The 18,474-nt window shown below is 43.3% G+C and carries 13 protein-coding genes; 10 read left to right on the top strand and 3 right to left on the bottom strand.

Going from position 1 to position 18,474, the window contains the following annotated elements; all coding sequences use genetic code 11:
* Window positions 1–82 precede the first annotated feature (82 nt).
* Genes GGD38_RS12625 through GGD38_RS12615 form a run of 3 tightly spaced genes read left to right on the top strand, consistent with a single transcriptional unit; the run spans window position 83 to window position 1,488 of the window.
* Window positions 83–673 (top strand): TetR family transcriptional regulator C-terminal domain-containing protein, encoded by a 591-nt coding sequence (locus GGD38_RS12625; protein WP_375300482.1) that lies wholly within the window; start codon window positions 83–85, stop codon window positions 671–673.
* 56 nt (window positions 674–729) lie between these two features.
* The gene (locus GGD38_RS12620; RefSeq protein ID WP_375300483.1) at window positions 730–1,182 is read left to right on the top strand and encodes a hypothetical protein; all 453 of its coding nucleotides are present in this window, start codon (window positions 730–732) and stop codon (window positions 1,180–1,182) included.
* Window positions 1,183–1,185: 3 nt separating this feature from the next.
* Entirely contained in the window at window positions 1,186–1,488 is a 303-nt protein-coding gene (locus GGD38_RS12615; RefSeq protein WP_375300484.1) for a DUF3817 domain-containing protein, read from the top strand.
* Window positions 1,489–1,490: 2 nt separating this feature from the next.
* On the opposite strand, the gene GGD38_RS12610 is transcribed toward GGD38_RS12615, so the two are convergent.
* Window positions 1,491–2,147 carry a YdeI/OmpD-associated family protein gene (locus tag GGD38_RS12610; protein ID WP_375300485.1) on the bottom strand — a complete coding sequence of 219 codons (657 nt, stop codon included), beginning with the start codon at window positions 2,145–2,147 and terminating at the stop codon, window positions 1,491–1,493.
* Between the two features lie 197 nt (window positions 2,148–2,344).
* Here GGD38_RS12610 and map point away from each other — a divergent pair, with 197 nt between their 5' ends.
* From map to GGD38_RS12575, 7 genes are all read left to right on the top strand, one after another.
* On the top strand, window positions 2,345–3,109 hold the full coding sequence (gene map, locus GGD38_RS12605; protein ID WP_375300486.1) for a type I methionyl aminopeptidase: 765 nt from the start codon (window positions 2,345–2,347) through the stop codon (window positions 3,107–3,109).
* Between the two features lie 5 nt (window positions 3,110–3,114).
* The gene (locus tag GGD38_RS12600; RefSeq protein WP_375300487.1) at window positions 3,115–3,831 is read left to right on the top strand and encodes a class I SAM-dependent methyltransferase; all 717 of its coding nucleotides are present in this window, start codon (window positions 3,115–3,117) and stop codon (window positions 3,829–3,831) included.
* A gap of 448 nt (window positions 3,832–4,279) precedes the next feature.
* On the top strand, window positions 4,280–7,588 hold the full coding sequence (locus tag GGD38_RS12595; RefSeq protein WP_375300488.1) for a SusC/RagA family TonB-linked outer membrane protein: 3,309 nt from the start codon (window positions 4,280–4,282) through the stop codon (window positions 7,586–7,588).
* Window positions 7,589–7,614: 26 nt separating this feature from the next.
* Window positions 7,615–9,543: a RagB/SusD family nutrient uptake outer membrane protein gene (locus GGD38_RS12590; RefSeq protein ID WP_375300489.1), complete on the top strand. Its 1,929-nt coding sequence runs from the start codon at window positions 7,615–7,617 to the stop codon at window positions 9,541–9,543.
* Between the two features lie 28 nt (window positions 9,544–9,571).
* On the top strand, window positions 9,572–12,430 hold the full coding sequence (locus tag GGD38_RS12585) for a SusC/RagA family TonB-linked outer membrane protein (protein ID WP_375300490.1): 2,859 nt from the start codon (window positions 9,572–9,574) through the stop codon (window positions 12,428–12,430).
* A gap of 23 nt (window positions 12,431–12,453) precedes the next feature.
* A complete protein-coding gene (locus GGD38_RS12580) occupies window positions 12,454–14,130 on the top strand; it encodes a RagB/SusD family nutrient uptake outer membrane protein (protein ID WP_375300491.1) in 1,677 nt (558 codons plus the stop codon).
* 136 nt (window positions 14,131–14,266) lie between these two features.
* Window positions 14,267–15,139 (top strand): PKD domain-containing protein, encoded by an 873-nt coding sequence (locus GGD38_RS12575; protein ID WP_375300492.1) that lies wholly within the window; start codon window positions 14,267–14,269, stop codon window positions 15,137–15,139.
* 86 nt (window positions 15,140–15,225) lie between these two features.
* On the opposite strand, the gene GGD38_RS12570 is transcribed toward GGD38_RS12575, so the two are convergent.
* Together GGD38_RS12570 and GGD38_RS12565 are read right to left on the bottom strand one after the other, a co-directional pair.
* Window positions 15,226–16,851 carry a DUF5689 domain-containing protein gene (locus GGD38_RS12570; RefSeq protein ID WP_375300493.1) on the bottom strand — a complete coding sequence of 542 codons (1,626 nt, stop codon included), beginning with the start codon at window positions 16,849–16,851 and terminating at the stop codon, window positions 15,226–15,228.
* 26 nt (window positions 16,852–16,877) lie between these two features.
* Entirely contained in the window at window positions 16,878–18,452 is a 1,575-nt protein-coding gene (locus GGD38_RS12565; protein ID WP_375300494.1) for a SusD/RagB family nutrient-binding outer membrane lipoprotein, read from the bottom strand.
* Window positions 18,453–18,474 lie beyond the last annotated feature (22 nt).

Raw genomic sequence — 18,474 nt, 5'->3', positions numbered from 1 at the left:
GGCCAACCACCAACAGTGATACATTTTGTAAATAACGGATAGTATTCTACTTTGCAAAAAAAATACCGCTTAGTATCTAAATATGAAGAAGGCCGAAGCAACCAGGTTGAGCATTTTGCAAAAGTCATTTGAGCTTATTTATGTAAAGGGTTATCAAACAACCAGTATCGATGATATTCTGGCCACTACACAGGTAACAAAAGGCGCCTTCTATTATCATTTTAAAAATAAAGATGAAATGGGTTTGGCAATTATTAATGAATTGCTGAAACCCGCTTTTGCTGCAACATTTATGCGGCCGCTTCAATCGGGCGGCAACCCGGTTAAAGTGCTCTATGATATGATGTATGAGATACTGATGAAAGATAAATTTATGAAAGTAGAGTATGGGTGCCCAGCTGCCAACCTCACCCTCGAAATGGCGCCCTGGCATAAGGACTTTACCATTGCGTTAAACAACCTGTCGGAAGAATGGAAGAAGTCCATTATACAATGTATTAAGAATGGAAAGAAAAACGGCGACATTAGGGCCGATGTAAAACCTGAACAGGTTGCCGTATTTATAATGTCCGGTTACTGGGGCATTAGAAATATGGGAAAACTGGAAAACAGTAAATCTGTATATCTCATCTACTTAAAGCAACTGAAAGACTACCTTACTTCCCTCCGTTAATTTTTTTTCTTCAAAAACATACTACTTAGTATGTTTTATTATAGCTTTGCGCAAGTATGTACCACATTCTTATTGTTCTGCATTCTTATGTAAGATGGTTTGTCTTGCTAAGTATGATCATTGCCGTAGGCAAAGCATTCAATGGATATTTCTCTAATAAAGTGTTTTCAAAAGGTGATAACGCCCTGCGCCACTGGACGGCCACCTTTGCGCATATACAATTGATGATCGGTATGATCTTGTATTTTCAAAGCCCGGTTATCAAATATTTCTTAAAGAATAAAACGGAAGCGGGTTCCGATTATTCATTCTTTGGCATGATACACAGTACGCTTATGCTGGCGGCCATTGTAATTGTTACCATTGGCTCGGCACTGGCTAAAAGAAAGGAAAACGATAAAGAGAAATTTAAAACAATGCTGCTGTGGTATTCACTGGCGTTAGGCGTGATCTTTATAGCCATACCCTGGCCATTTTCTCCATTTGCTAACAGACCCTATTTACGATAAACTATGCAATCATTATTAAAAACAAAAGTTGGCCGCTTACGTATACTCGGCTTCGTTGAAGGAATTTCGTTGTTATTACTGTTGTTTATTGCAGTGCCAATAAAGTATGGCGCCAATGACGACACCTATACAAAACTGCTTGGCCCCATTCATGGCGCCCTGTTCCTTCTTTTTATAATAAATACATTGAGTGTGGGTGTTGAACAAAAATGGGCATTCGGTAAAACCACCTGGAAGGTGATACTGGCGTGTTTTGTTCCCTTTGGTACCTTTTATATCGATAGAAAGATATTGAGTAAAGTATAAGCTTACATATTGCGCGGGTTCTTCCAGCCTTTCAATAACCGGTCGAGTGTATCGGTTACCCGTTGCTTACGGGTCTCTTCCGGTTTGGCAGTAACCACCCATTCAACATACTCCTTTTTATTGGTAAATGAAAGCGACTCAAAAAAGGAACCGGCCTTTTTGTTTTTTGTGAGCAGCTCTTTTAAGTCATCGGGCAGGCGAACGATCTTTTGTTTGGGATCAATGTAGTCGAGAATAGGCCGTTCTTTTGGTTTGGCTTCTTTCTTTACATCGGCATCGGTTTTCTGGCGAAAAGCAAAGGCCGACCAGGTATCGTTAAAGGAGATCAAACTGATCCAATGAAATTCCTCGTGTTGAAGCAGATTGTCCCACCCTTTATCGCGGGTAAGATCGGTTTGCAGGTTGCTGGTGCCTTTGGGATAATAACACCAGCAAAGCACATCGCCCTTTACCAGGGGCATTACTTTAGGTAATTCTTTATCGAGCTGGGCCTTGTTAAGCACAAACCAATGGACCTGCTGAAAATTCTTTCCGCTGTTTGTAATGGTTACATCATTTGGCAGGGCGCCGAGTTGTTTTTTAAAATCGGCCGGCGCATTGATGGTGCGCAGGGTAAAGCCTTCTTTTATTTTGAACTTTTGTGCAAGGGAAGTGGCCATGGGTGAAGGTTTATGGCTAAGTTAGGTATTTAGTTAATATGTTTGCAAGCTGAAAACAGATAGTAGCATTGTATACAAATAATGTCTTTCTTTATACATTATAAATAAAGAACGATGGCTTTAAAAGGAAAGCCTAAACACTAGCACGTCAACAAAATGCAGGTGTGAACTGTATATTATTATTAAACAGCCTCAACATGTCTATAGCAACCGCAGAAGAATTAACCGGTATGAAGGAAGCAAGTGAAGCCGTAGCCGTAACGCTTCGCGAAATGAGAGCCTATGCACAGCCCGGGATGAGCACTTTAGAACTGGACCAGTACGGACGAAAAATGCTGGAAGGGTTCGGCGCCAAATCGGCCCCGGCGCTTACCTACAATTTTCCCGGGTATACCTGTATTAGTGTAAATGAAGAATTTGCGCACGGCATTCCCGCAACACACAAAATATTAAAGGAAGGTGATCTGATAAATATCGATGTATCGGCTGAGTTGAATGGTTTTTGGGCCGACAATGGCGGTTCTTTTGTTTTGGGTAACGACATTCACGGCCATCAGCGCCTGGTTGATGCTTCAAAAGCCATATTAGAAAAAGCAATAAAGAATATCAAAGGCGGTGTTTATGTACGTGATATTGGCCATTTAATAGAAACTGCAGCCAGTAAAGAGGGCTACAGAGTAATCAGGAATCTTACCGGTCATGGCGTGGGCCGCAGTCTGCATGAAGCGCCACATGAAATAGCCAATTTCAGGGACAAGCATAACCGCACCCGCTTTCGTAAAAATAGTGTTGTGGCGGTAGAAACTTTTATTGCAACTACATCTACCATGGCCAATACCGGTGCAGATGGTTGGACCTTAACCGGCAACCGTGGCGGTTTTGTTGCCCAGCACGAACATACCATTGTGATCACCGATGGCATACCCATGATCCTCACAGAAAAGAATGAGATCTGGAATTGAGTATTATGTCAGACAAAAAACCTTTATCGTCGGAAATATACGGTGATGCCGCTTTTGCGCAACAGTATGCAGCGAATATAATAGACAATGCATGGAACGCTTATTATGAGCGGCCGGCCAGTTTGTCGTTGGCGGCTGCTGATCTGCACAATAAATCGGTTTTAGATGCTGGTTGCGGACCCGGTATTACAACTGCCTGGTTTGTAAACCAGGGAGCTAATGTTACGGGCATCGATTACAGTGAAGAAATGATATCGATAGCCCGTAACAACACAGAAGACAGGGCAAGGTTACTTCGACACGATTTGAACCAGGAACTAAATATGTTCAACCAGTCGGAGTTTGACATTATTTACTGTTCCCTGGTAATACATTATATAGATGACCTGGATCTTTTGTTTAAAGAATTTTCGAGGGTGCTTAAGCCAAACGGTATCCTCATTTTTTCAACCGATCATCCCAATGCTCCATTTGTAAAAGCTATTCCGGTTAGTGGCCGCGAACAGAAGTCTTTTTTCTGGAACAACTTCGGCATTTACATGGATGCCTATTTGCGACCCTGGAACCACATTACCGATAGCCTTGAAAAAAATCAGTTCGTCATCGATAAAACAATCGACCCTGTTCCAACTCAGGAATGTAGGGTTAAGTTTCCCGATATATATGAACAGCTTATTGCTAACCCCAATTTTATCTGCGTAAGAGCTATCAATAAAAAGTGAATCCTTTAGCCATTTGTTGAGCAATGTTGACAGCACTGTTATAATTATATATATACCATCTCCACTTATTCCTCTTTTACATTCACCAAACTGTTAACGTTTTTTCGAACAGTAGTACCCGTCGTAGGGGTGATGCTCCACTCAAACTTATGCAAGTGTTTGATTTTCAATTTTAATGTTTTGGCTTGATGAGGTTTTGTAGTACCCGATAATTTTAACAATTCTTCATTTATACCAAAATTGCAGGAGCGTTTTTACAACGAGTCAGCCTTTTTAAACCAGGTAAAAACCCCAACGAAATGCTTGTCAACTTTAAGATCTATTTCCCGCGTGGGCGCGGGATCATACGGCCTCCTTCATAGGATCATTCTGCACGCTCCCGATTTTCAGTTTAACTAAAGTGTTTCAGAACAAATTTCATTACTAACCAAAACAACTTATGAGAGTTATGAACAAAAGACAACTTTTGTGTCGGCTTCTGCTATTTTTTCTGGCGCTTGTTGTTCAGCAACAAAGCATCGCTCAAAGCAGAAAAATTAGTGGTACCATTAAAGATGATAAAGGAACGCCGTTGAGCGGCGTATCTGTAGAAGCTATTAAATCATCTGGCAATGGTATTGGCACCGCCACAGACGCTCAGGGGAATTTCTCACTAACGATTGATGCTACATATAAATTATTGAGTATAACCGGTATAGGTTATACTGCGCAGGATATAGCTATAGGTTCAACAAACAATTTTACTATTACCCTGCTAAAGAACGAAGCGGTTAACTTAAGCGATGTAATTGTGGTGGCGTACGGCCAGCAAAAAAAGGCTTCTGTAACTGCGGCCATCAGTACCATCTCTGCCAAAGAAGTGGTGCAGTCGCCGGTAGCCAACATTAGTAATGCACTGGCAGGCCGTTTACCTGGTTTGATCTCTGTACAAAGTACAGGTAAACCTGGCGCCGATGCTTCAACCCTTTACATTCGCGGGCTTGGTACATATGCCGGTAGCACGGCGCCATTGATCCTTATCGATGGAATTGTACGCGATTCTTACAACGACATTGATCCCAATGAAATAGATAATATCAGCATTCTTAAAGATGCTTCGGCTACAGCCGTATTTGGCGTACGTGGCGCTAATGGCGTAATTATGATCAATACAAAGCGTGGTAAAGAAGGCACACCCAAAGTAAGCGCAACCACGCAAACGGCCATTAACCAGTTTTCGAGAATGCCCGATTACGTAAATGCCTACCAATACGCGCTTTTGCGTAATGAACAAACTGAGCAGGAATACTGGCAGAAGCGTGCCAATGACGCCGATATAAAGGGGCAGGATAATGGATGGGCTGCTTTCATACATAAAAAAAACATTGGTTATGATAATTATTCGCTCCCAAATTCCGAGGAGAAACTGAAGTATTATCAAAACGCACATACGCCTACGTTGGCCGATGGTTCGCCCAATCCTTATTACGCTCCGTATGATTATCCCGACCAGGACTGGCAGGCACAGCTTTATAAAAAATTTGCACCGCAAAGCCAGGCCAACGTTAATATTACCGGTGGTACCAAAGGCCTGAAATATTTTCTTTCTGCCGGTTACCTAACCCAGCGCGGTCTTTTCAAAACCGATTATATGCCTTTCTCCAAGGAAATGGACTACAGAAAGGACAGGTATAACGTAAGAGGCAACTTTGACTTTGATGTAAACGATGCATTCAAAATTTCAGTTGATATAGGCACCCAGTTTGTTCAGATCTCGGGTATGAATAACGACGGGTATAACTATGAGAAGAACCTGATGTGGACCAATCCCATGGGTTCACCCGGTTATGTAAATGGAAAGTTCTTGTTCATTGAAGATAGAGAGCAGGAACAAAACAATCCTTTGTATAGCCTGGCCATGCGTAATGATTATAACATCAATAATAACAGTACCCTTAATTCAGCTATTCGTTTAACGCATAAGCTAGATTTCATTACAAAGGGCCTTTCTGTAAACGTAAGGGCTTCTTACGATAGTTATTTTTCAAGTACATCGGGTGGAAAGTCGTTCCCGGTATATTATATAGTTCGTCCCAATCCTAATGGCGATAAGTTGAACCCCCTTATCATTCAAAAGAACATTGAGCAACCTTCGCAACGCTGGCCTAACTGGTATACTTATAAATGGCGTACCTGGTATACCGAATTCGCTTTGAACTATAACCGCACTTTTGGCGATCATAACTTTACCGGTTTGGCAATGGGTAACCTGAGCAAGAAGTTTGATCCCAGATTGAAATATCACCTGCCACACGCTTACCAAAGCCTTGTTGGCCGTTTAACCTATGCGTACAAAGGAAAATACCTGGCCGAATTTAATATGGGTTATAACGGATCAGAAAACTTCCCTGAAGGAAAACGGTTTGGTTTCTTCCCGGCTTATTCACTGGGTTGGGTAGCAAGTAAAGAAGGTTTTTGGCCAGAGAATGACTATGTTACTTTTCTGAAAGTTAGAGGATCGTTGGGTAAAGTAGGTAACGATGAAGTGAATGGCGATCGTTTCATGTACCTGCCCGATGTGTGGTCTTACAATGGTGCATCGGTGGGCGGCTATTACTTTGGCCAATATGGGGTTAACCGAAACAATGTGCGTGCCGCTGGTGAAAGTACATTAGGTAATCCCAATATTACCTGGGAAACTTCGCAAAAAGCAAATATTGGCTTTGAAGCCAATTTGTGGCGCGATAAACTCAATATAGTCTTTGATCATTTTGTTGAAAACAGAAAAGACATTCTTTCTCCCAGAGGTACCATTCCAGGTATTGTTGCAGCCACCCTGCCCAGTTATAATTTAGGTGAAGTAAAAAATTGGGGTAATGAATTTGAGTTCACATACCGCGACCGGGTTGGAAAAGATATTAACTACTGGATAAAGGGAAATATCGCTAACAACAAGAATAAGATCGTTTTCCGTGATGAAGCCATAGCACCTGGCATGGAATACCAGGCTGAAACCGGCAAACCAATAGGGCAAAAGAAATTATTTCAGGCGGCTGGCCTGTATGGTTCATGGGCCGAGTTATATGAAGTAGATGCTAATAATAATCCCATTTTGTCGAAACCGGTATTAGCTAAGGGACCAGATGGTAAAGCTTATCAAAATGCGGCAGGACAGAACGTTTATGAAAAAGACCTTTCGTTCACCGATATACCGCTGCAGCCGGGGGATATTAAAATGAAAGATATCAATTACGATGGCGCCATCAATTCAAGAGATCAGGTAAGATCGGGGTATACGAATATTCCAAGGATCACCTATGGCGTGTCGTTGGGTTTTGGTTATAAAGGCTTCGATATGTCGGTATTGTTCCAGGGAGCAAATGGTGTAGCCAATAATCCCATGCCTGGCACCAACCTGCATTTTAACGGTACCACAGAAGCATTGTTTGAGGTTGACTGGACACGCTTTACTCCTGAACGTTATGCCGCCGGCGAAAAGATCAACTTTCCCATACCTGCTTATAACCGAAAGGCATATCAAAGCACCTACTTCAATTTAAATACATCATACCTGCGTTTGAAGAACGTAGAAGTGGGTTACACTTTTTCACGTGGTTTAGTGGGCAAAGCCGGACTTGGTTCTGTTCGGGTATATGCTAACGGGTTCAACCTGTACACCTGGAGCAAGAATAAGATCTGGGGCGATCCTGAAAATCTGGGCTTTATGGGTTATCCGCTTACCCGTACCTACAATGCAGGTATCAATGTTGGATTTTAATTGTTGACAAGAAAAACGAACGAATAATGAAAAGAATATACATTCCTTTTATGCTTGTAGCCGTGATCGTTACGGCCGGCATGATGACTGGTTGTAAAAAGGATTTCCTTGAAAAACCCAAAGGGGGCGATGTAACGGTTGATACTATTTTCCATACACAAAAACAGGCGCAATATGCGATAGCAGATATGTATAACTGGTGTGTGCCAACGGGTTTTGTAATGAACAATTCGGCCGATAGCCGTGAAGATGTTCTTACCGACCAGGTTCATTTATTATTGCCCGGTGCGGCCTGGGTTGCCGGTAACTTAAACTATCAGTATTATATAGCTGCTGGTATGGCCCCTGCTTACAGCATCGACAGAGGCCCAATTACACAACGTGGTAACACCGCTGCCGTTGCATTTGTAGGTTGGTATAAATCCATCAGAAAAGCAAATCTGGTGTTGAAGAATATAGATAAAGTAGGAGATGCTTCTCCCGAATGGATCTCTGACGTAAAAGGGCAGGCCATTTTTTGCCGGGCTATGGCTCACTATAGTGCATTTCGCCTGTATGGCGGTATTCCGCTTGTAGCGGAAGTGCTGGGTGAAGGAAAAGTGCTTTATCAGCGTGCCGCTATTCAGTCGGTAGTAGATACACTTGTTAAATGGTGCGATATGGCTGCGGCTTTGTTGCCTCCTGCAAGACCGTCGAACGATTATGGAAAAGTTACCAGCCTTGCAGCGCTGGCATTAAAAGCAAGAGTATTGTTATATGCCGCAAGCCCGCTGTACAATACGCCGGCCGATTTGAAAGCTGCCATAGCCGGCGCCCGTTATAATGATGGCAGAGATACTTTGTTATGTTATGAAACCTATAGTAAAGAACGATGGAAAAGAGCCGCCGATGCTGCCAAAGCAGTGATAGATGCCGCTGGTGCTTCTGGTGTTGTTTTATATAATACCGGCAAACCAACTACCACCGTTAAAACTGATAATTATGCCGGTTTGGGCGATTATGAAGCTGTATGTAACAACGTAATGGGAACTACCGGTACTTACGGCAATCCCGAAATGATATTGGTGAACACCTACAACCAGAACGACCCTAACCGCGATGGCTGGGCCGATTGGGGCCGGTACAACACTTCTAAAGTTCGTCAAATGGGCTGGGGCGCTAAAAACGATGTGCCTGTTGAGTTCCTCGAAATGTATGAGAAAAGAGATGGCACTAAATGGACCGCCACTCCAACAGGAACTGATTTTAAAACTTACTGGGAAGGATTGAACCTTGACCCACGTGCCTACCAATGCCTTGCCTGGGCCGGCCAATGGTATAATGGCGGTAAAACATTCCTGGCTTATTACAAAGGAACTGCAGATGGTACAACTTATGTAAAAGGCGGCCTGGTTGATGACACCAATGCCGGCGATAATACCGGCAGCGCCATTGAATGCTCAAAATTTGTTGCCCGTGTAGATAATAATAACGATGCCCACTTTGCATGGCCGGTTTTCCGTTTGGCCGAATTTTACTTAAGCTATGCCGAAGCATTGAACGAATATGCCGGACCTTCGGCAGATGCGTTTACTTATTTAAATCTCGTTAGGCAACGCGCAGGCATGCCCGATAAAACGGCCGCCATGCTGCCCGATCAAATAGCATTCAGAACAGCTGTTCAAAACGAGCGTTCAATAGAATTAGCATTTGAAGACCACAGATATAACGACCTGCACCGTTGGTTAACTGCGCACGTTGTATTAAACAAAAGCTTTCGTGGGTTTGCTGTAACTGCATCAACAAATGGTGTTAGTCCAAAACCAACCAATCCATTCCTCAACTGGAGCCTAGTTTCCTATGGCTCAAGAAATTTCCCTGTCAACTATTACTATGTGCCGTTTCCTTTGGCCGAAGTTAGTATGCGGTATTTAGGTGGCAATACATGGGATGGTCAAAACCCGGGATGGCAATAATGCTTATTGAACGTTTAATCTGAAAACAATGAAATTTAAAAATATAAAGCTTTCTGTTTTACTGGCCCTGTGCTCAGGGGTAACGGCAACGCAGGCGCAAACGACAAACGCCAGCCAGCCCGATACTATAATAATACCCTCGAAATTGCCTGCTAATACCATTGACTATGGTATTAGAAAAGAGCAAAGCTGGCGAACCACAGGTGCTGTGTTTTCCATTACGGGTGAAGAACTGGCAAAGACCAATGCCGGTAACTTATTAAATACATTACAGGCAAGAATACCCGGGTTAACTGTAGCAACCGGTTCGGGCGAACCCGGCTACGATAATCCTACTTTGTACGTACGCGGACAAAGTAGTTGGAATATAGCGGGTAATGCGCTGGCTATTTATCTCGATGGGTTCCCTATTGATGCGAATGCCTTAGCGGCCCTGTCGCCATTTGAAATAGAATCCATCACCTTATTGAAAGATGCTGCAGCGTTATCAATGTACGGTTTCAACAGCGGCGCCGGTGTATTGACTGTTCGCACCAAAGAAGGTACTGCCGAAGGCAAAACCAAAATTGAAGTGAATGCCCGCTATGGCAACCTGCGGCCAATAGCCATGCCTAAAGTAATGGATGCCTATGGGTATGTAACGGCTTATAATAAAGCATTACAAAATGACGGATTGCCAATTAAGTATTATAATCCTGAATTGTATAAAGCCAGCGACGATCCTTTTCATCCCAATGTGAACTGGTACGATAAAATGTTGACCAACAGCTCGGCCACACAGGATTATAGCATTTCTTTCAGAGGTGGTAACAGTAAGGCCAGGTATTTTGTAATGGGCGGTTATACCGATTTTCAGGGCGCCTATAGAGATGCAGATGCCATAGATATTGATTATGGTACCAATGCCAAATACAAAAGGCTTAACCTGAGAACGAACATTAACTTGCAGTTGAATAAGAACCTCTCAATAAAAGCAACCGTATCGGGTATTACCGAAGACCGTAAAACGCCATCCGGTTTTACCGCTTCAACATTATTTTCAAATTTATTACGGATACCGGCAGCTGCATTTCCGGTAAAGAATTTAAATGGCACCTGGGGTAATAACTCAGTTTACGATTTTAACCCCGTACAGCGATTAAGACAGTACGGTATTTACAACTCACATACAAGAAGCCTGGGTACCAATTTAAGCTTCAATCAAAAACTTGATGCGTTGGTTAAGGGGCTGTCATTTAATGGCGCAATTTCATATACAAACCTTTATATAGGTATTCTTGACAGACAATTTACGGTACCGTCGGCAGAAGTACCAAAGGATGCGTATGACAACCCGATCTTAGATGCCAGTGGCTATGTAACGTATAAAACCATGGGAGCTGTAAGCCAGCCCGAGCCACCAGATGGCGGTAATGTGCACTGGAACAGGAATACAACCCAGGTAGGATTTGGGTACGACAGAACTTTTGGTAAACATGCTTTCACCGGTATGATGCAGGTGTACCGTCAAAGCTATAACCACGACGGGCAGTATTACCCTGTGGTTGAACAGGGATTGCGCGGTGCAGTTAGTTATGATTATGACCAGAAGTATATAGCCGATGTGTCATTCTCTTATGCTGGTTCAGGCGATTTTGAGAAAGGTAAACAATATGGTTTGTTCCCCGCAATAGGCCTGGGTTGGGTAGCCAGTAAGGAAGCGTTCCTCGCCGATAACGGTGTTGCCGACTTCCTGAAAGTAAGGGCATCTTACGGTGTAACAGCCAATACCAATGAAGATTTTCGTTTCTTATACGAACGTTGGGGTGTAGGCGATGATGGCGTTATTATAGGAAATGCTACCACTGCAAATGGCGGCCGTAGTGAAGGCCCTTATCAAAACAGCAATTTTACGTGGGAAGAAAAGACGATCGCCAATATTGGTTTTGATGTAACCCTGCTGCAAAAATTAAATGCAACGGTTGATGTGTTCAGTGAGAAACGCACCGGTATACTGGAAGCGCCGGTTGGGGTTCCTGCCTACACGGGTTTTGAATTTAGAAATACCAATACCGGCAAAGCAACAAACAAAGGGGTAGAAGTAGCCCTGCAATACCGCGACAAAGCAAGTTCGGGCTTTGAATATTATGCCGGCGCTGCTTTTTCTTACGCCCGTAACAAAACAACTAAGCGGGCACAGGATGCACAGCCATTCGATTACCTGTACCTGAAAGGTCAGCGAATAAACCAGTTCAGGGCATTGCAGGGCGCCGGGTTTTACCAGGTGGAAGATTTTGATGCCAATGGAACGCTTAACCCCGGTGTTGTTAAATCAAGCTATGGTGCTGTACGCCCCGGCGATCTGAAATATGTTGATGTAACCGGTGATAGTATCATTAACGATTATGATAAAGTACCTATGAAATTTACCAAGCTGCCTGAAATTACCCTCGGCTTTAATGTGGGCTTTAAATATGCAGGTTTTGATTTTGATGCGTTTGTTCAGGGAGTATTGAACAGAACGGTGAGCTTGCTTGATGATGCATTTGCTTATACACATCCTTTGGCTAGCAATAATAATAATATTACCGCTTTTTCAAACAACCCATGGACACCCGAAACAGCCGGCACTGCTACTTCACCAAGATTGAGTACACTGGCGAATAACAACAACAACCAGGCGGCCGATTTCTGGCTTCGCAGCGGTAATTTCTTCAAATTGCGCAGTGTTGAAGTGGGATATACACTCCCTGCTAAAAGTTTCCTGAAAAAATTTGAGTTGTTCAGATTGTACCTGAGCGGTAATAATTTGTTAAGCACAAAGATCGAAGGACTGGAAGCCGAAAGACTATCAATGGGCTATCCTTTGATGAAAACGGTTACCCTGGGAGCTAAAGTAAAATTCTAGTACGAACAATGAAATCTTGCAGAATGAAAAAACATCATTATATCATATTTATAATATTTGCGGTATTCAGTCTTGCTTCGTGTAAGAAGGATTTTCTGGATGTAAAGAATATACCTGCTGATATGCCCATCAACCTGTTATACAAACAATACGATTATATACAGGGTATTGTTTGGAATGCTTACAGCTATTTACCCGATGGGTTTGAATGGGTTGATATGGAAGCTGCAACCGACGATGCTTACCATACCAACGTTAATAACAGGTCGCATACGTTCAATTATGGCGTTTGGGACCAGTTCAATAACCCCGATAATGCATGGGCCAATTGCTTCAAAGGTATTTACCAGGCGAATTTGTTTTTGGCGCATAGAGGCGAAGTAGATCTGTCGGTGCAGTCGGCTGCTATAAAGAACAACGATTCAACGCAGTACAAAAGAACGGTTTTGAACCTGAAGTTCATGGAAGGGGAGTGCTATTTTCTTAAGGCATTTTTCTACTTTGAACTGGTAAAACGCTATGGCGGCGTTCCTATTATTGATAAGGCGTTGGATTATAATGATGCCAGCAGCTGGAAAGACCTGCCAAAGAACACAGTAAACGAATGCTTTAGATACATTGTTTCATTGTGCGATAAAGCGGCTGTTATTATTCCTGATAGCGTACGCACCAGCTCGGCAACAAGTTTTTACGAATCGGGCCGCGCTACAAATGGCGCCATAAAAGCGCTAAAGGCAAGAGCGATCCTGTACGCTGCCAGCCCTTTGTATTATGAAGCGGGTTCTTATACCTGGGTAGATGCAGCCGCTGCAGCAAAGGATGTAATTGCCATGAACGCATATAGCCTCGATGCTTCGTATACAAACCTTTCCAGCGCCACCAACTGGAACTCTCTTGAAACCATTTATCATAAGAAATATGGTAACACAAATAGTTTTGAAAAGAACAATTTTCCTATTGTGTTTGAGAACAGCAATGGTAACAGTGTTACGCCCACCCAGAACTTTGTAGATGAATTTGAAGTGAAGAACGGAAGCCTATCGGTGCCGTTCGACTGGAACAACCCAACACATGCTTCTAACCCATATGCTAACAGAGACCCACGTTTGGCCGCAACAGTTACATATAACGGTGCTTCATTTAAATCAACCACTATTCAAACCTACTTCGGTGGTAATAGCGGTCAGCCTAAATTGAATGCTTCCAAAACGGGGTATTATTTGGTAAAACATGTTAACTCAACGGTTGACCTGGTTAACAATACCAATACTACACACCAGTGGTTGTATTTCAGATATGCAGAAGTTTTATTGAACTATGCCGAAGCCATGTTTAATGCTTATGGCGCCAATCTCGACCCGTTGAATTATGGTATGACGGCTGTACAGGCTATCAACAAAGTAAGAGCACGTAGCACTATGCCTAACCTTACTGATTTAAATGACGATGCTATAGTTCATGAGCGCCGGGTTGAGCTGGGCTTTGAAGGCCATCGCTGGTGGGATATTCGCCGCTGGCAAAAAGGAAGTGTTTTCGCTAATCCTGTAAGAAGAATTTCAATTACACTCAACGGATCAAACTTTACGTATACCCCTGTTAAACTCGAAGACAGGGTGTATGATAAGGCCCGCATGAACTGGTATCCCATTCCACAAAGTGAGATCACCAAAACCGGGTGGTCGCAAAATACAGGCTGGTAAGAAATTTAGAGATTTAGGATTTGGGGATTTTGGGATTTGTCGGAAGGCAAAAATCTGATGAGATCCCGAAATCCCTAAATCTCAAAATCAGAAATCGTATTTAATGATTATCGTAAACACGTTTAAAATTAAGATCATGAAATCATCAAAGGTTCTCAACATATACAAACCCCTGTTTCCTTTGATCCTGTGCGCATTGATACTTGTTGGCTGCAACAAAGAATCGAATAATAGCTATGAAGTATATGCACCGGTTGATAGCCTGGCAGCAGCTTTTACCGTAACACCTGTGCCTGGTAACGATACCAAATTTGTGATCACCAATACCACGCCCGGTGAATTTGTTGGCACCCGGTGGGACATAGGCAAGGGGAGTGGGTTACAAATGGGCAAAACGTCAGATACTGTTTTTTATCCTCAGGCCGGCACGTATACCATCAAAATGCAGGCTTTGGATAAAAGAGGTAAACTGTACAGCGCAACACCAATAAGCTTAACTACTACAAAAAGCGACCCATTATTTGATAACCTGATAAAGGGTGGTAAAATGAATGCCGGCGACGATCAGTATTGGGGCCGGTACGATGCAACTACCAATAAAATAGTATGGACACTGGCAAACAATGCTTATACTGCCACAACGGCTACAAGACCGGTAACCTCACAGGTCAATGGCGGCACTTATCAGGCCGTACAGGTAGTGGCCAATAAAACCTACCGGTTTAAAATGAATGTATCGTATGCCGCGCCTCAGGATGCCTGGCTGGAATTATATTTTGGAACAGCTGTACCTGCTGAAGGCAAAGATTATGTTGATAATAAGAAGTTAAGTCTTATTGCCTGGGGCACCTGGGTTGGATTCACCGGTGAAAAATTTGTTGATGTTACCTTTGGAGCAAGTGGGACCATTTATGTAGTAATTAAAATGGGCTGCAATTCTCCTAGCGGCGGATTTAGCCAGCAGGGCATTGGTATCAGCAATGTCGATTTTCGTCGAATACAGGAATAAGTAATATATAGTTGACACTAAGTAAAAATCCCTCCCGATGCATCGGGAGGGATTTTTACTTAGTGATATTGGATCTTTTAAATATCTTATTCAATCAGTTTTGTAACACTGGGATGTCTTTCCAGGGTGTCGATAGTGGCAGTATTAATGTCTAAAGGCACAACCGTTTGCTTGCGTGCCACCGTCCATCTGCCCAGGGTAATATTGTAAGTTCCCCCCATCATATTATACAAACCGGCATCGCTGACAATTGACCCAAATACAGGGTAGGGCATACTGGTCATATTTACAGCGGAACGGTAATGCAAATAAGGTACTATCGTGGGCTTATAAGTACCCTGGTCAATAATTACCGAATACATCGAGTACCAGTCGTTGTTACAGATCCTGTAGCCAAGTATGGGCGATTTAGTTGCGTCGTATACAGTGGTGGTGCCACCTGTTGCAATAAACAATACATCTTCTGGTACCGATGTTTCGGTAATAGAAGTTCCTTTAAACAGCGCTACGCCACAGGTGTTTCCGATGTTGGCAAAGGGACCCGATGTTCCATGTTCACTTACTTTTACAAGCCCGCCATCGCCAATATTTGGAAGATTTACAGCACCTGTAACCGCATTATTTCCGCTGGTAATGTATGATTTTTGATAGAAGGTAGCTCCCGGGAAAGTATCGATACTGTTGGGGCCATTTATTTTTTTAGTTTGAAAACCAAAATAAAAGAACTTCCCTTTTTTTACACTCATTGATGTAATGTTGTATTTGAGCGTACGTTGGCCACCGGTAGCCCAGCCGGCAGTAAGCGGTGTGGCAGAACTGGAATTGCCTGAATTAATGCTAAATACAATACAGTATGGCGTAACTGCAAAGTCTATATCTTTTGTAGCCAGCATTTGTACGTATTCACAACCTCCGTCGCCACCTTTGGGATCGGTTTGAAGGCCGGTTATCAGCAGGTCCTGTGCCGATGATCCCATATCTACTATGTCATTTACGTTCCTTATTCTAAGCTGTATACCTCCTTCGTTGGTTCTCAAAGGAATTCCCACATAAGCAGCCAGCCCATAAGGCGCATTATGGGCAAAGCTTACCTTGGTATCAGTATAAAGGCTAACATTTTCGAACCCATCATTGATCACTTTCGTTCCACTTATTACGTCGCCTGGTTTTGGCGAAGGATTGAAACTGGATTTATTCAGCAGGCAGAGTGTGCTTTCATAGATGTCGGGGTTGGCATTCAACTGCTTTGAGGTAATTGCGTTAATATCAACTATCCCTTTACCTACAACGGTAACCTGCGATGCTGTTACGCCGGTAATGGTAAGGATACCATTTTTACGGGTTAATGTACCTCCGTCTATCTGTATCATTACCGAGTCGCCCGGATGGTAATTGGCTGCAGCAGCGCCCAGCTCTATTGAAATACCTCTTATGGTGTTAAGCAGGCGGCGGCTGTCCTGTACTATCAGCAGGCCCTCGGGAAGATTTTTTTCTGTATGGTCAGAAATAACTACTGCAGCCAGTTTGGTGCCGCCATATAACACGTCTTTAGTAAGCGTTACATCTTCGCCTTTATAAACAGGACGTACATCTACAATAGAAATTACGTCGTAAGGCGTAGCGCCGAAATAATCTTCGTAGGTATCTCTGTTGCAACTGTTCAAAGCTGCTGCAATGATCATTATTGAAAAAAGATTTACTAAATATTTCATCTTTATGATTTTTTAGAATGATACACTTAAGGGCGCTGCCACCAAACCTGTGTGTTTATTTCATCAAGGCCCTGTGCAGCTACTGCAGCTTTATAATTGCCGGGGTTGGTAGCCTGAACGTACACGGGGTATACCAGGCGGGCGGGCATTATACCGCCGTTCGACAATCCCTTTCCTTTAGGTAGAACCGGATGCCCAGTGCGCCGGTATTCAAACCACTGTTGATGGTCGGTCATAAACAGCGCAAAGTATTTCTGTAAGTGGATCATTTCCATTTGTTCTTCTAAAGAATAAACAGCATTATCTTTCCAAACTATACCTCCGGCATCGAGGTTGTCGAGGTGTTTGCCAAACTCAACTGAAGAAATATTTTCGGGAAAGGCAGCCACCCAATAATTAATGGCCGATGCAATGCCCTGGTAAAAATAGGTTTGTGCCTTGCCTGCTATCCATCCCCGGGCAGCAGCTTCTGCAAGTATAAACTGTACTTCTGCGTATTGCATTATGATACCTGTTAACTTACTTTGCTGAAGCGACAATTCGCCGCCTGTGGATGTGTTATCGTTGCTTTGAAAATAACAGCCTTTTGTATCACCCTTGCCGGGCTCGTATCCGCTTGCTACACCATACCAGCCGCCACCGCTTGCCTGCGAAATGCCAAACCGGCCTATGCTGCCATTTCCATACGGAAGTGAAGAAACATAACGAGGGTCGCTCCACGCAATTAGCTTGTCTATGAAGAAGCTGCAAATAGCCGTGGCGCGAAAATCCTGCGCGCGTACGTTGTTTACATACGGCGATGTGTATGGGTCGGTAGTGCTTGTGCCGCCGCTCCAAAGTATTCTGGCGCCGTCTGCATTACTCTGAAAGATCGGATATTGGGCAGGGTTCTCCACGATCTCTTTAATTTTTGCAACACATTGCTGTTGAACCTCGCTTTTGCCCGATACGCGCAACAAAAGACGGAGGTATAATGAATTGGCAAATTTTCTCCATTTAGCGATATCTCCTTTGTAAACCGGATCGCTGGACACTACAATAGAAGCGCCTTGCGAAAGCAGGGTATTGGCCTCTTCCAATTGCCTGAACATATCGAGGTAGATCTCTTTCTGACTGTCAAAAGGCGGTATTACATTGTTTTGATCGCCTTCCAGTGCGTGGAAGTAAGGAATATCGCCGTAAATATCTGTAAGCATAGAGAACAGCCATACTTTGCCTATTTTTCCGATACCCTGGTAAGAGGTGTTGGCGGTTTCTTCGTTTACACGCGCCAGACTGTCTACCTGTTTAAAGTTGGTCAGTTGTACATAATATGCATTCCATAAATAGTCTGACCAGTTATCCCTGAATGCAAATCTGAATACGGAATTATCACCGTCGCTTTGTGCTACGGTCACCTGCATCAGTTCGTTGTTAAAGCTCCGGTTGCGGTTCATACCGGGCCAAATGGCATTAACCAGCGCCGGGGCCAGCAGTTTGTCGGGTGTAGTGCTGGTAATTCTAACGGGGTCTGTGTTCAACTCCTCAAATCCTTTTTTGCACGAATAGAGTGTTGGCACCGCCATCGAAACCATACATGCTATAATTAAATTCTTTCTCATCCTTATGTTTTTACTTTTTTTA

Source organism: Niastella sp. OAS944 (assembly GCA_024809215.1).
Lineage (GTDB): Bacteria > Bacteroidota > Bacteroidia > Chitinophagales > Chitinophagaceae > Niastella.
This window is presented reverse-complemented; position numbering and strand designations above follow the sequence as displayed.